This is a genomic window from Actinoplanes regularis (assembly GCF_900188005.1).
In the GTDB taxonomy this organism is placed as follows: domain Bacteria; phylum Actinomycetota; class Actinomycetes; order Mycobacteriales; family Micromonosporaceae; genus Actinoplanes; species Actinoplanes regularis.
This window is the reverse complement of record NZ_FZNR01000001.1, coordinates 910210-924428: the sequence shown is the minus strand read 5'-3', so window position 1 is coordinate 924428 and position 14219 is coordinate 910210. Positions and strand designations below refer to the sequence as shown.

The window sequence follows — 14219 nt, the reverse complement described above, 5'->3', positions numbered from 1 at the left end:
CACGGAGCGCGCTAATGTCACCTGGTGGCGTCCAGAATCCAGATCCCCGCGACGAAATATCCGGTCGAACGGTTCACCCTCGCCAACGGTCTGCGCGTGGTCCTCTCACCGGACCGCAGCGCCCCGGTCGTCGGCGTCGCCGTCGTCTACGACGTGGGCATCCGCAGCGAGCCGGAGGGGCGGACGGGCTTCGCCCACCTCTTCGAGCACCTGATGTTCCAGGGCTCGGAGAACCTGGAGAAGCTCGCCCACTTCCGGCACGTGCAGGGCGCCGGCGGCAGCTTCAACGGCTCGACCCACCTGGACTACACCGACTACTTCGAGGTGCTGCCCGCCGGTGCGCTGGAGCGCGCGCTCTTCCTCGAGGCCGACCGGATGCGCGGCCCCCGGCTCACCGAGGAGAACCTGCGCAACCAGGTCGACGTGGTCAAGGAGGAGATCCGGGTCAACGTCCTGAACCGGCCGTACGGCGGCTTTCCCTGGTTGAAGCTGCCCCCGGTGATGTTCAAGACCTTCCCCAACGCCCACGACGGCTACGGCTCGTTCGAGGACCTGGAGAGTGCCACCGTCGAGGACGCGCAGGGCTTCTTCGACCGCTACTACGCCTGTGGCAACGCGGTCCTGTCGGTCGCCGGCGACTTCGACGTGGCCGAGGCGACCGCGCTGATCGAGAAGCACTTCGGCGACGTGCCGTCCCGGCCCGCCCCGGTGCTGCCCGCTTTCGACGAGCCGGACCTGGACGGCGAGCGCCGGGAGTCGTACACGGATCACATCGCTCCGCTGCCCGCCGTCGCCGCGGGTTACCGCGTGCCCGACCCGATCGCGGCCTTCGACGCATACCTGCCGTTCTCGGTCCTCGCCGAGGTGCTCACCGACGGCGACGCGTCCCGCCTGGTCGAGCGCCTGGTCCAGCGGGACCGCTCGGTCACCAACATCGGTGGCTACCTCGGCTTCATGGGTGACGAGTACCAGGTGCGCAACCCGACCGCGCTGCTGCTCCAGGCCCACATGCCGCCGGAGGGCGACGCCGGCAAGGTGCTGCGCACCATCGACGAGGAGCTGGACCGCCTGGCCGCGGACGGTCTCAAGCCCGGCGAGCTGGAGCGCACCCAGACGCGGATGGCCGCCCGCCTGTTGCAGAGCACCGACGAGGTGCTCGGCCGAGCGCTGCCGATGGCCGTGCTGGAGCTGCAGCGCGGCCGCCCGGGGCTGCTCAACGAGCTGCCCCGGCTGATCAACGAAGTCACCGCGGAGCAGATCGTCGCCGCCGCGGCCACCCTGCGGCCGGAGCGCCGTGCCGTCGTCGAAGTGACCCCGGGAGCAGGAGCATGACGAAGACCCTGCCGGACCTGATTCCGGACTCCGAGTTGACGCTGCCCCCGCAGGCCGAGCGCAAGCTGCCGAACGGGCTGATCGTGATCGCCATCCGTCGCGCCGCGGTCCCGCTGGTCGAGGTGCGGCTGCGCGTCCCGTTCGGCCGCGCCCCGCTGGCCGCGGCCACGTTGCTGTCCCAGGCGCTGTTCACCGGCACCGGCTCGATGTCGATGCTCGACATCGCCGCCGAGCTCCAGGCGGTCGGCGGCAGCCTGGGCGCCGGTCTGGACCCGGACCGGCTGCAGATCAGCGGCAACGCGCTCGCCGACGGCCTGGGCCGGACCCTGGAGATCCTGGCCGGGGTGCTGACCGACGCCACCTACCCGGGCGAGGAGGTGGTGACCGAGCGGGAGCGTCTCGTCGACCACATCCAGGTCGCCCTGAGCCAGCCGTCGCACCTGGCCCGGGTCGCGCTGCTCAAGCGGATGTTCGTGGACCACCCCTACGCGGTGCAGACCCCGTCCGAGGCGGAGGTCCACGCGGTCGAGCCGGAGGCCCTGCGCGAACTGCACGCCGACCGGGTGCGTCCGGACGGCTCGACCCTGGTCCTGGTCGGTGACATCGATCCGGAGCAGGCCATCGACGTCGCGGAGAAGATGCTCGGCGGCTGGACCGGGGTGGCCCGCGACGGAGAGATCCCGCCCACCCCCGCGCTGCGGCCCGGCTCGCTGCTGCTGGTCGACCGGCCCGGCTCGGTGCAGTCCTCACTGCGGATCGCGCTGCCCGCGTTGACCCGCACCGACCCCGACTACGCCGCGCTCGCCCTGGCCAACCTGGTCTTCGGTGGCTACTTCTCGTCCCGCTGGGTGGAGAACATCCGCGAGGACAAGGGCTACACCTACGGTTCGCACTCGGTGGTCGAGCACTTCGCGGCCGGCTCCGCGCTGGTCGCGGCGGCCGACGTGGCCACCGAGGTGACCGGCCCGGCACTGCTCGAGACGACCTACGAGCTGGGCCGGATCGCCAGCCTCCCGCCCGGCGAGGAGGAGCTGGAACAGGCCCGGCGGTACGCGCTCGGCACCCTTCGCCTGGGCATGTCGACCCAGGCCGGGCTGGCCAGTCTGGCCAGCGTCTACGCCGGCTTCGGCCTGCGGCTGGGGCACCTGCGGGACCACTCGGCCGCACTCGCCGCGGCCACCCGGGAGCAGGTCGCGGCCGTCGCGGCGAAACACCTCGCCCCGTCCCGCGCGGTGACCGTGGTCCTCGGCGACGCCGCGGCGATCGAGGACCAGCTCTCCACGCTGACCACGGTGGAGCGCGGCGCGCAGTGACCAGCCCGGAGCAGCCCGACCTGGGAGAGCAACCCGGCACCCCGCCGTTGGCCAGGACCTCCCTGGACCGCGCCGCCGAGCGTCGCAAGGACGACGCCTGGCTCGCCGAGGCCTGGACCCGCGGCCGGGTCCTGGTGGTGGACCTGGCCAGGGGCGGCCGGGCGCTGGTCACCGACCGGGCCGACGGCGGCGCCGCACTGGTCCTGGTGGCGTCCGGCGAGGCGCCCGACGCGGAGCGCTGGTTCCTCGGTGTGGACACCGACGGCACTCCGCTCTGGACCATGGACACCACACCGCCCACGGCCGAGGGGGCGCGTGCGGTGACGCTGCGCGAGATCGGGCACCTGCTCGACGACCGCGACGCCGGGATCTTCACGGCCGCCGCGGCGCTCGCCAACTGGCACGCCAGCCACCGTTTCTCGCCCCGCTCGGGCCGGCCCACCGTCGCGGTCGAGGCCGGCTGGGCCCGCGCCGACGACGAGGGCCAGCTGATGTGGCCGCGCACCGACCCCGCGATGATCGTGCTGGTGCACGACGGCGTGGCCGGCCCGGCCGGCCGGTGCCTGCTCGGCCACAACTCCGGCTGGGGTCGCGGCCCGGACGGGCTGACCCGTTTCTCCTGTCTGGCCGGTTACGTCGAGCCCGGCGAGTCGGCCGAGGCCGCGGTCGTCCGCGAGGTCCGCGAGGAGGTCGGGATCAAGATCAGCACCTTGCGGTACGAGAGCAGTCAGTCCTGGCCCTACCCGGGCTCGCTGATGCTGGGCTTCCTGGCGACCGCCGATCCGTCGCAGCCGCTACGGCTGGATCCGGAGGAGATCGACGAGGCGCACTGGTTCTCCCGTGAGGACATCGCCAAGATGATCGCCGGGGGTTTCGTTCACCCGGAATCGGGTGTCCCGATGAGCCTGCCGATGCGGTCCTCGATCGCGTTCTACCTCATCGAGAGATGGCTCGATCGGAGTATCCATGATCACTTTTGAGTGTCCGATCAGAGAATTTCTCGTTTAGGAGGCAACCTGGGTACGGTCCCGGTGCGTCATGCTTACAAAGACGAGAGGGGATCCGATGACCCAGGTGGAAGCGCCGGCGTGGACGCCGATGTCCGCGGAGGAGCGGGAGGCGTTCGACCGCGATGGATACATCATCGTGCCGTCGGTGCTGAGTGAGAGCGAGATCGAGGCCGGTCGGGCCGCGATCCTGGGGTATTACGAGAAGGCCAAGGCCGAGGGCAAGCTGAGCGCGACCGGCGCCCTGCACCAGCTCTCGCCGATCGCCTACGTGCCCGAGCTGGCTTTCCTGCTCGACCACCCCAAGGCTTTCAAGTACATCTGGTCGCTGCTCGGGTGGAACATCCACGTGTACCACTCGCACATCGATGTGCACCCGCAGCTGCACGAGAAGCAGAAGGAATGGTGGCACTGGCACCAGGACGGCGGCCGCCAGAACCGGGAGATCGAAACCGACCCGCGGCCGATGCTGTCGGTGAAGCTGGCGTACTGGTTCTCCGACGTCAGCGAGACCGGCCGGGGCAACTTCACCGTCCTGCCCGGCAGCCACAAGACCAACTGGCTGCCCGGCCCGCCGAGCCGTGGCGTCCCGTGGCCGCAGCCCGAGGGTGCCGTCCAGATCACCGCCAACCCGGGTGACCTGGTCGTTTTCGACCGGCGCATCTGGCACGCCCGCTCGGACAACTACTCCGACATCACCCGTGTCGGTGCGTTCTTCGGCTACACCCCGCGCTGGATCGCCATCCGCGACGAGGTCGCCGACCTGCCGAGCCGTCCCGAATGGGACGGCAAGACCGAGGTGCAGAAGCAGCTGCTCGGCGGCTTCGGCAAGGGCGACGGCGACCACCAGTGGGGCCACTACCCGGAGAGCACGCCGCTCTACGGCGCGCTCAAGGAGCGGGGCCTGCTCGACTCCAGCATCCCGGCTCTCATTCCGTGACACGCTGAGCGCATGAGAAAGGGGCCGTCCATCCGGACGGCCCCTTTCGTGCGAAAAACCCAGGCGCAATCAGGCGGAAATCGTGGCGAGGTGCTGCTTGACCTGCACGATCGACGGGTTGGTCAGCGCCGAGCCGTCGGCGAACTTGAGGGTGGGAACGGTCTGGTTGCCGCCGTTCACGCTGCGCACGAACGCGGCCGACGCCTCGTCCTGCTCGATGTCGACGACCTCGTAGGCGATCCCTTCCCGGTCGAGCTGCGACTTGAGGCGGTGGCAGTACCCACACCAGGACGTCGAGTACATGGTCAGCATCGGACAGGGCTCCTTCAGATACGGGTCACACGGCACTGCGCCGCACAGCACAACACCCGGCGGGGGTGTCATGATTCCCTATCGTGCGGACTGAAGCGGTGCTGGCCGGGCTCGACCCGGAACAGCGGACGGCGGTGACGGCCCCGGCCGGCCCGGTCTGCATCCTGGCCGGCGCCGGCACCGGTAAGACCCGGGCGATCACCCACCGGATCGCGCACCGGACGCTCTCCGGCGAGATCAACCCCCGGCATGTGCTCGCGGTCACCTTCACCGCCCGGGCCGCCGCCGAGATGCGCGGCCGGCTCACCGCGCTCGGCGCGGGCGGCGTGCAGGCCCGCACGTTCCACGCGGCCGCCCTGCGTCAGGTGCGCTACTTCGCCGCCCGCCTGCTCGACGGCCGGGGCATGCCCGAGCTGATGGAGAGCAAGATCCGCGTGGTCGGCCTGGCCGCCGCCCGAGCCGGCGTGCGTGCCGACCGCGCCGTCGCCCGCGACCTGGCCGGCGAGATCGAATGGGCCAAGTCCTCCCTCGTCGAACCGTCGGAGTACGTCGTCGCGGCCGCCAAGGCGCTACGTGAGCCCCCGTTGGAGCCGGCCCGGGTGGCCGAGGTGTTCACCGCCTACGAGTCGCTCAAACGCAGTCAGGGCGTGATCGACTTCGAGGACCTGTTGCGCGCCGCGGTCTGGGGGATCGAGGAGCACCCGGACGTCGCCGACCAGATCCGCGCGCAGTACCGGCATTTCGTGGTCGACGAGTACCAGGACGTCAACCCGTTGCAGCAGCGGCTGCTCGAGGCGTGGCTGGGCGGCCGGGACGACCTCACCGTGGTCGGGGACGCCAGCCAGACGATCTACTCGTTCACCGGCGCCACCTCGTCATATCTGATCGACTTCCCGCGCCGGTGGCGCGAGGCCGTGGTGGTCCGCCTGGTCCGTGACTACCGTTCCACGCCGCAGGTGGTCGGGCTGGCCAACGCGGTGATCCGGCAGGCCCGGGGCACCGAGGCGAAACTGCGGCTGGAGCTGGAGGGCCAGCGGCCGGCCGGCCCCGAGCCGGAGCTCAAGATCTTTCCGGATGAGCCGGGGGAGGCGAACGCGGTGGCCCGGCGGTGCCGGGAACTGATCGCGGCCGGCACGCCGGCCAGCGAGATCGCGGTGCTCTTCCGTACGAACGCGCAGTCCGAGGCGTACGAGGAGGCGCTCGCCGAAGCCCAGGTTCCGTACGTGGTCCGTGGCGCCGAGCGGTTCTTCGAGCGCGCCGAGGTGCGGCGGGCGATGATCGCGCTGCGTGCCGCGGTGCGCTCCATCCCGGGCGAGACGCCGCTGGTCGAGGCGGTCGTCGAGGGCCTCACCGCGACCGGCTGGAACCCGTCGCAACCGCCACCCGGCGGGGCCGCCCGCGAGCAGTGGGAGGCGCTGGCGGCGCTGGTGACGCTCGCCGAGGAGCACGCCGCGGAGCCCGCGATCCTGCCGATCGGTGAGGGTGGCCGGGTCCAGCGGGAGGTCACCCTCGCCGCCTTCAACGACGAGCTCGCCCGCCGGGCCGAGCAGCAGCACGCGCCGACCATGGCGGGCGTCACACTGGCGTCGCTGCACTCGGCCAAGGGGCTGGAGTGGGACGCGGTCTTCCTGGTCGGGCTGGCGGACGGGACGCTGCCCACGACGTACGCGAAGACCGCCGAGCAGCTGGAGGAGGAGCGCCGCCTGCTCTACGTCGGGGTGACTCGGGCCCGGCAGCTCCTGTGGCTCTCGCTCGGTCAGTCCCGGGCGCCGGGTGGCCGCTCCCGCCGGCCGTGCCGGTTTCTGCCGCAGCTGGAGCGCTCCGGCGGGGGCGAGCGGGCCGGATCGTCCGGCCTGGCCGGCGACCGGGGCCGGAAGGCCGACCGCCGTGTGCCGAAGGTCTCGTCGTGCCGGATCTGCGGCGCGACCCTGCTGGCCGGCGCCGACCGGAAACTGGGCCGCTGCCCCACCTGTCCGTCCGACATGGACGAGGAGCTGTTCCAGCGGCTCCAGGCCTGGCGGGCGAGCACCGCGGCGGAGCTGAAAGTTCCTGCGTACGTGGTGTTCACCGACGCCACCCTGGTGGCCGTGGCGGAGCGGCGCCCGACCGATCCGGCCCAGCTGCTGGCCATCGCCGGGATCGGCCCGCGAAAGCTGGGTCAGTACGGCGACGCGGTCTTCGCGTTGGTGGGTGGGGCGAGCCTTGATGATCTTGGTCGAGAAAACTTTGAAAACTAGTCCGTTAATTCGTTTGCCCTCTCCTGTAGGGCAGGCATAGCCTCAGGGCACACCTTGCCGGGGAACCTTCCCGGGCGAGATCAAACTACGAGTGCAAGTTATGGGAGGAGGTGGCAACGATGAGGATCAACACCATGCTGATGCGTCCGTCTTTGCTGCCGTCTGCCGTTTGCGCTCCCTCCGCTCTGCTGCCCGTCGCCGTCGCTCCGTCGGCGCCGCTGGCCGTTGAGCGGGTCCTGGCTCCGCAGGCGCACCAGGTCTTCAGCCAGTCCCAGGCCGAGCTGGGCAAATGGGCTGTCGAGCCGGTGCTTACCGGAGGACTGCTGGGCGGCACTGGCACCAATGGCACCACTGGGTTCAAGGGCAGCGACTCCATCTCCGTCAAGCGCTACACGGATGGTGGCGGTGTCCCGCCTCGAGGAAGGCCGGTCTGACAAACCAGACCTCCGGCTCACCTCGAGGCCGCGGAACCCCTAACCGGGATCCGCGGCCTTAATTTTTTGCCGGCTCACCAGCCGGTGCACGACCCCCCGGAAGACGATCCAGAAGATCGAGAAAAGAGAGAGGTGACCGGGCTTTATGAGTCTGGCGCTGGCCCCGATCGACATCACCGTCGACATCGAGGCGAACCTGCCCTGTCGGAAGTTCGACCCGGACCTTTGGTTCTCCGACTCCCCGGCCCAGCTGGAGCTGGCCAAGTCGCTCTGCGGGGACTGCCCGCTGCGCGTCGAGTGCCTCGCCGGCGCGGTGGAGCGGAACGAGCCCTGGGGTGTCTGGGGCGGCGAGATCTTCGAGCGTGGCGCCGTGGTTCCGCGCAAGCGGCCGCGTGGTCGGCCCCGTAAGGCCGACGTTGCTCGCGACGCCGAGCTGGCCGTTGAGGTCGAGGAGCGGCTCGCCGCGAACGGTCTCGACAGCCGCAGCTCAGTCCGGCTGGCGGCCTGAGATGACCGACCTGACCCTCCCCGAGATCGAAACCCGAAAGCCGAGCACCGCGAACGTGCACCCGAATGGAGCTGTCAAAGTGAGACTTATCCAAGAGGCGTTGTCCAGGGCTCGAATGCGTCGGCCTCAGAGTGACACCGCACCTGAGGCTTACCGCTCCGCCCGTCGAGTCGCCATGGAAGGCCGCAAGCAGGCCGCCCGTGAACTCGGCGTCGGCGGGTACTGATCCCCAAAGACCCGCTACCTGGGAAATGACGAAAGGCCCGTCGTTTGTGGACGGGCCTTTCGTCATTCTGAACTCGGCGTCCGCTGTGGACGCGTTCGCTGGGCGGAACGGCTTGTCAGGCGACCGGGGCGAACCCGGGGAGCCACTTCTCCAGGATCTCGCGGTAGGCGGCCTCCGCCTCCAACTGGCAGAGGACACCGATCGAGCCCAGCGTCACCCGGTGGATCATCAGGTACGACGGCGGCAGGTTGAGCTTGCGCCCGAGTTGGTACGCGGGTGACCGCGGATTGGCGATCCGGGTCGCCTCGCCGCGCAGCCAGGACCGGGTGAACCGGAACCGGTCCACCGCCACGGGCTCGATCATCGGGCGTAGAAAGCCGAGCACCGCCTCCGCGTCGATCGGCTCGTCCCGCCGGATGAAGCCCTCGTCGCGCAGCCCGTCCGCGACCGCCTGGGCGTCCCCGGCCAGGGCCAGTCGTACCAGCCGCCCGATCGGTTCGGGATGGCCCTCCGGAAGCCGGGCCACCGCGCCGAAGTCGATCACGCCGAGCCGGCCGTCGGGGAGGACTCGGAAGTTGCCGGGGTGCGGGTCGGCGTGCAGCAGGCCGGCCCGGCCGGGCGCGGAGAAGTGCAGGATCGCCATCAGCCGACCGGCCTGGTCGCGCTCGGCCTCGCTGCCGTCGGCGATCACGCTCGACAGCGGGGTGCCCTCGACCCACTCGGTGACCAGCACCCGGGGCGCGGCGGCCACCACCCGGGGCACGAAGATGTCCAGGTCACCCTGGTATGCGGCGGCGAACGCGCGCTGGGTCTCCGCCTCCATCTCGTAGTCGAGCTCCTCGACGACGCGTTCGTGCAGCTCGGCGAGGAGCGGTTTGACGTCGATCCCGGGCTGGATGATTTTGAACATCCCGGCCAGCCGGGAGAGCTGCTTGAGGTCCGCGACCAGCGCCTCACCGGCACCCGGGTACTGCACCTTGACCGCGACGGGCAGCAGCTTCGGCTTGCCGTTCTTCCGGGCCGGCGGCAGTTTCCAGACCGCTCGGTGCACCTGGCCGATGCTGGCCGCCGCGGCCGGGCTGTCGTCGAACTCGGCGAAGCTGTCCCGCCAGTCCGGACCGAGCTGCTCGGCGAGCGCCTTGTGCACGTTGGCCACCGGCATCGGCGGCGCGGCCTCCTGCAGCTTGGTCAGCGCCTGTCGATAGGGCCCGGCCATCTCGTCGGGCAGCGCGGCCTCGAAGACCGACAGCGCCTGGCCGAACTTCATGGCCCCGCCCTTGAGCTGGCCCAGCACGCTGAACAGCTGCTCGGCGGTGCGCTGCTGGATGTCCGCGGAGATGACGTCGGCGGCGATCCCGATGGCCCGCTTGCCGAGACCCAGCGCGGTGCGGCCGGCGAAGCCGAGGGGCAGAGCGGCCAGCTTGGCTGTCCGGGAAGCCGCGCGGCGCGGTATGTCCGTCACCAGATCATTGTGACCGACGTCCGGGCCTTCCCCGGCTCGCCCAGCATTGGTTTGCCCTCTTATGCAACAAAGGTTCGATTAAGTCTCCACAATTCGACGGGTTCTGCGGCGACAGTCGCAGTCCGGATGCGGCTGCCAGGTCCGGCGGCGGAGGCGGCCGGGCGCGCTGATCTCGACGGCCACCCCCAGCGTCTCCGGGGTGCCGCCGTCCAGGAACGTCAGCACCTCGGCGGCGGCGAACCCGGTCGCGGTCAGGACGGTGGCCACCGCGCAGGGCTCGGCGGCGTCCGGGCCGGGCGGTGCGGGCGTGCCGGGCCAGTCCGGGTCGCGTTCACACCGGTGCAGCTCCAGGCAGTTCAGGCAGGGGCCGCCGGTGGCCGGCACGAAGGGTCCGACGATCGCGGTCCCGTCCCGGATCTGCACCGCGAGGTGCGGCTGGCGACGACCGGCGTGGGCGGCGGCGACCAGCGCGGCCGGCTGGTCGTGGGCGAGCTGGACGACCAGGCTGACCGGCGGGCGGCGGACCTCGCGCACGTCGGTGCCGGGCACGGCGCGGACGATCGCGGCGGCCACCGCGGTGCGGAGCGGGCTGCCCAGGTCGGCGGTGTGCAAAGCGCTGCCGGGCAGGTCGCCCGGTCCGACCATGCCGGAGAGGTCCGGAACGACGTGGCCGACACCGGCCTCGGCCAGGGCGACCGCGACGGTCGAGCCGAGCCGGCCGCGTCCGGCCAGGACCACCCGGGCCGCTCGGCGTCTGCGCAGCGTGCGGGCCGGGGAGGGGGCCGGCGAGCCGAGGGCGATGGCCGCGGCCTCGCCGGAGAGCCGGCGCCGCTCGGCGCTGGGCAACCCGGTGGGCAGCAACGCGGCCGCGGGCAGCACCAGCCCGGCCCGGTGCAGGAGGTCGAGCAGCTGCCGGGCCTCGTCCGGGGCGACGCCCAGCTCGGCGGCGTGCAGCAGGACCTGACGCTCCGGACGGTTGCCGTCGAGCAGGTCGAGAACCCGTGCCAGGCGTGGGTCGGACAGCTCCAGGCGCACGGCACGTGCCGGGTTCAGGCCGAGCTGCAACTCGACCGGTCCCCGCCAGACCCGAGTGAGCCCTGGGATCAGCGTGGGCCGAGGCAGTGGGGTGCGCGGTGGTGTTCGGGGCGCGGGAGTCATGAGTGACAGGTTGTCACTGCAAGGCTGCGGAGCGAGTTCGTTATCCACAGCCTGGCAACTCGCTCGGCAGTGTTATCCACAAAGGGATGCGAGTTATCCACAGGCGAGAGTCATGGATCCCCAATGACTCAACGTGGTGGATCGGACACGGTTACGGCCGCCGGGGAGGCCGGCCGGCCTCCCCGGAGCGCAGTCACTTATTGGCCTTGCCCAGAATCCGGTTCATCGTCGTCCCGCAGACCGGGCACTTGCCCTTGGCCATGTTCATGCCGGTCTTGGAGACCTCCACGTTGCCCTGGAAGTCACGCTTCTCCTTGCACTTGACGCAGTAGCCGTTGTACGTGGTCTCGGCCACGGTTCCTCCTCGTTCGTGTCGTCGGCCGCTGGGCCCCGTGCCTGCTCGCGGCGACGGGTCCGAACCTGTCCGCGGCGCTCGGCCGCCATATGCGTGGCTCTCTGTACGGGGCGTGGACTTACCCAGGTCAGGCCGGTTCCATGTCAGCGCGGTGTCGGCGGTGTCACCGACGACGTGAGTGTGCCGGGAGGAAGTGCCCTTTTCGTACAGATTTGCCGGGACACGCCGACATTGCCCTCACAACGGCCCGAAAGGGAGGCGAGCCCGAGTAACTCACTGAGTCGAAGATGGTCTAGGTTGACGGCTGTCTCAGATGTTGCGGCTGGGGAAAATTTTTTCGGGTATATGTGGACGAACTGCCCGCATTCCGTGACAGTCATTGGGCGTACTCTTGCGGTGACCAGGGTCTCGCGGATTAGCGTCTCAACGTGAACCCGAATCTGGGCCACGCGAGCCGGTAATGGCCCGCGTGCGCAAGCCTGTCGTGGAAGTGCGGCGCAGTCAGCGTCGGCGCAGGACGGTGTCCGCGTACCGCGACGGAGAGCGCGTGGTCGTGCTCATCCCGGACCGGTTCTCGCGCGCCGAGGAGACCGAGTGGGTCGAGCGGATGCTCGCCCGGCTCGCCGCCCGGGAGGAACGCCTCCAGCACACCGACGCCGAGCTGCTCGTCCGTGCCCGCCGGCTCACCATGCGATATCTCGCCGACTACGCCGACCTGGTCGTCCCGCAGAGCGTGCGCTGGGTGACCAACCAGAACGGCCGCTGGGGCTCCTGCACCCCGGACGACGCCACCATCCGGATTTCGCACCGGATCCAGGAGATGCCGGACTGGGTGATCGACTACGTGCTCCTGCACGAGCTCGCCCACCTGGTCGTGCCCAGCCACAACGCGCGCTTCTGGGAGCTGGTCAACCGCTTCCCCAAGGCCGAGCGGGCCCGTGGCTATCTGGAGGGGGTCTCCGCCGTGTTCGCCGGTGCCGCCTCCGGTGAACACGCCGTGCACCCCTGAGAAGCCGACACCGATCTCCGGTATTTCGTACGGGCGGTTCGCCGGTCGCCGTGGGTAGGGTGAACCGGTGACACGGCGTGTGGTGGTGGCGATGCTGGTCCCGGTGCCGTGGAGCCCGCCAGGGGTGGACCTGGCCGCCTGGCGCGCCGCCCTCGCCGAGGACGTGGTCGACCTGCTCGCCCGCCTGGCCCAGGCCGAGGCCGCGATCGCCGCCACCGCGGCCGACCGTCCCCTGGCCGAGCAGATCGCCTGGCCCGGCATGCGGATCTACGAGATCCCGCAGCCGACCGTGTTACCCGCGCTGACGGCCGCCGCCGCGGACGGTTTCGACCAGGCCGCGGTCATCGCCGCCGACGCGCCCGATCTGCCCGGGATGATCCTCGGCAAGCTGCTGCGACCCCTGGAGAGCAAGGCGGTCGCGGTCGCTCCCGGCGGGCCCGGCGGCGGGTTGCTGGGCGTGGCCACCAGCCTGCCCGCACCCGGGTGGCTGGCCGACCACGATCTGGACACCGGTTCCGCCCAACGACTGCGCAAGGATGCTCCGGTCCCCGGCGACGTGACCTCGACCCCGCAGTGGCGTCGGCTGCGCGGCCCGGCTGATCTTGCGACGCTGGACGTCGCCCTGGAGGGCTGGGAGAACACCCGAGCCCTCCTGGGCGGCTGAGTCCTACTTCTCCGGCTCCTCCGGGCCCGGCTCGGGATTGCTCTCCAGGCCCTCGAGCTCGCTGATGTCCCAATCCGACCGGCTGCGGGCGAAGCCGTCCGGGTCGGCGAAGTCCTCGTCGGTGGGGAGCAGGTCGGGGTGGTCCCAGAGGGCGTCCCGGCCCGGGATACCGCGCTGTTCGGCGACCGCCGCCCACAGCGCACCGGCCTCGCGTAGCCGCCGCGGCCTCAGCTCCAGCCCGACCAGGGCGGCGAAGGTCTGCTCGGCCGGACCGCCGGCGGCCCGGCGGCGACGGAACGCCTCGCCCAGCGCGGCCACCGACGGCAGCCGGTCACCGGCCGCCTGGTCGACCACGTGCCCGACCCAGCCCTCGACCAGCGCCAGCGCCGTCTCCAAGCGAGCCAGGCTGGCCTTCTGCTGCGGGGTGTCCTCCGGCGTGAAGATGCCCTCCAGCGCCATGGCCTGCATCGACTCCGGATCGGTCGGATCGACGCGGCTCATCGCCTCCTCGATCGCCTCCCGGTTCACGGTGATGCCGTTCGCGTACGTCTCCACAGCGTTCAGCACGTGTGCGCGCAGCCACGGGACATGCCCGAAGAGCCGCTGGTGGGCCGCCTCACGCAGGGCCACGTAGAGCCGCACCTGGTCCTCGGGCAGTTCGAGGCCCTCGCCGTACGCCTTGATGTTGGCCGGCACCAGCGCGGCCGTGCCGGCCGGGCCGAGTGGGAGACCGATGTCACCGGCCGAGAGCACCTCGGCCGCGAGCTGACCGAAGGCCTGGCCGAGCTGGCCGCCGAAGAGCGCGCCGCCGAGCGTGGCGACCATCGACTGCATCGGGCCGAGCTGGGCCCGGGCCTCCTCGGGCACGAGGTCGCCCATGGCACCCACCATGCGGCCGGCGATCGGCTCGCACAGCTTCTTCCAGACGTCCAGGGTGTTGTAGATCCACTCGTTGCGGTTCCAGGCGACCGCCTTGTGGATCCCGGTGGGGAGCGCGCAGACCGGGTCGAGCCAGAGGTCGGCGAGCCGAAGCGACTCCTCGACCTGGTGGCGCTCGTGCATGTTCACCGCCGGGTCCCCGCTGGCCGAGAGCTGGCTGGCGGCGACCTGCCGGGCCAGGTCCCAGTTGACCGGGCCACTGCCAGGGGCGGCGAACATCTGCTGCAGCTGCGCCATGAACTGCTGCATCTGCTGCGGATCGGAGGGGTCGGGCGGCTGCGCGCCCGGCAGGGAGAAGCCGAACGGGATATCAGGCACGACCT

The 14219-nt window shown here is 70.9% G+C and carries 14 protein-coding genes; 9 read left to right on the top strand and 5 right to left on the bottom strand.

What is annotated here, in order from left to right:
* The first annotated feature begins 24 nt into the window (after positions 1-24).
* The 4 genes from CHC09_RS03945 to CHC09_RS03930 all read left to right on the top strand — a co-directional run bounded on the left by CHC09_RS03945 (position 25) and on the right by CHC09_RS03930 (position 4592).
* Positions 25-1332, top strand: a complete 1308-nt coding sequence (locus tag CHC09_RS03945) for a M16 family metallopeptidase (protein WP_089291529.1) — start codon at positions 25-27, stop codon at positions 1330-1332.
* Positions 1329-2645 carry a M16 family metallopeptidase gene (locus CHC09_RS03940; protein ID WP_089291528.1) on the top strand — a complete coding sequence of 439 codons (1317 nt, stop codon included), beginning with the start codon at positions 1329-1331 and terminating at the stop codon, positions 2643-2645. The genes CHC09_RS03945 and CHC09_RS03940 overlap by 4 nt, the downstream gene beginning before the upstream one ends.
* Positions 2642-3625 carry an NAD(+) diphosphatase gene (nudC, locus tag CHC09_RS03935; RefSeq protein WP_089291527.1) on the top strand — a complete coding sequence of 328 codons (984 nt, stop codon included), beginning with the start codon at positions 2642-2644 and terminating at the stop codon, positions 3623-3625. Before CHC09_RS03940 ends, nudC begins: the two co-directional genes overlap by 4 nt.
* 85 nt (positions 3626-3710) lie before the next feature.
* The gene (locus tag CHC09_RS03930; RefSeq protein WP_089291526.1) at positions 3711-4592 is read left to right on the top strand and encodes a phytanoyl-CoA dioxygenase family protein; all 882 of its coding nucleotides are present in this window, start codon (positions 3711-3713) and stop codon (positions 4590-4592) included.
* A 69-nt stretch (positions 4593-4661) separates the two neighbouring features.
* On the opposite strand, the gene CHC09_RS03925 is transcribed toward CHC09_RS03930, so the two are convergent.
* On the bottom strand, positions 4662-4904 hold the full coding sequence (locus tag CHC09_RS03925; protein WP_089291525.1) for a mycoredoxin: 243 nt from the start codon (positions 4902-4904) through the stop codon (positions 4662-4664).
* 83 nt (positions 4905-4987) lie between these two features.
* Here CHC09_RS03925 and CHC09_RS03920 point away from each other — a divergent pair, with 83 nt between their 5' ends.
* The 3 genes from CHC09_RS03920 to CHC09_RS03910 all read left to right on the top strand — a co-directional run bounded on the left by CHC09_RS03920 (position 4988) and on the right by CHC09_RS03910 (position 8083).
* Positions 4988-7141, top strand: coding sequence for an ATP-dependent DNA helicase UvrD2 (locus CHC09_RS03920; RefSeq protein WP_089291524.1), 2154 nt, complete (start codon positions 4988-4990; stop codon positions 7139-7141).
* Positions 7142-7260: 119 nt separating this feature from the next.
* A complete protein-coding gene (locus CHC09_RS03915; RefSeq protein ID WP_089291523.1) occupies positions 7261-7575 on the top strand; it encodes a hypothetical protein in 315 nt (104 codons plus the stop codon).
* Positions 7576-7720: 145 nt separating this feature from the next.
* Complete coding sequence (locus tag CHC09_RS03910; RefSeq protein WP_089291522.1) at positions 7721-8083, top strand: WhiB family transcriptional regulator; 363 nt, start codon at positions 7721-7723, stop codon at positions 8081-8083.
* 341 nt (positions 8084-8424) lie between these two features.
* On the opposite strand, the gene CHC09_RS03900 is transcribed toward CHC09_RS03910, so the two are convergent.
* The 3 genes from CHC09_RS03900 to CHC09_RS46110 all read right to left on the bottom strand — a co-directional run bounded on the left by CHC09_RS03900 (position 8425) and on the right by CHC09_RS46110 (position 11284).
* The gene (locus CHC09_RS03900; protein WP_089291520.1) at positions 8425-9771 is read right to left on the bottom strand and encodes an ABC1 kinase family protein; all 1347 of its coding nucleotides are present in this window, start codon (positions 9769-9771) and stop codon (positions 8425-8427) included.
* Positions 9772-9849: 78 nt separating this feature from the next.
* Positions 9850-10929, bottom strand: a complete 1080-nt coding sequence (locus tag CHC09_RS03895; RefSeq protein ID WP_089291519.1) for a hypothetical protein — start codon at positions 10927-10929, stop codon at positions 9850-9852.
* A gap of 193 nt (positions 10930-11122) precedes the next feature.
* Positions 11123-11284, bottom strand: a complete 162-nt coding sequence (locus CHC09_RS46110; protein WP_179276930.1) for a DUF5679 domain-containing protein — start codon at positions 11282-11284, stop codon at positions 11123-11125.
* A 460-nt stretch (positions 11285-11744) separates the two neighbouring features.
* Here CHC09_RS46110 and CHC09_RS03890 point away from each other — a divergent pair, with 460 nt between their 5' ends.
* Positions 11745-12293 (top strand): M48 metallopeptidase family protein, encoded by a 549-nt coding sequence (locus CHC09_RS03890; RefSeq protein ID WP_089291518.1) that lies wholly within the window; start codon positions 11745-11747, stop codon positions 12291-12293.
* Positions 12294-12360: 67 nt separating this feature from the next.
* On the top strand, positions 12361-12957 hold the full coding sequence (locus CHC09_RS03885) for a hypothetical protein (RefSeq protein ID WP_089291517.1): 597 nt from the start codon (positions 12361-12363) through the stop codon (positions 12955-12957).
* A 3-nt stretch (positions 12958-12960) separates the two neighbouring features.
* Here the strand turns inward: CHC09_RS03885 and CHC09_RS03880 are convergent, their stop codons facing one another.
* Positions 12961-14214, bottom strand: a complete 1254-nt coding sequence (locus CHC09_RS03880) for a zinc-dependent metalloprotease (RefSeq protein ID WP_089291839.1) — start codon at positions 14212-14214, stop codon at positions 12961-12963.
* Positions 14215-14219 lie beyond the last annotated feature (5 nt).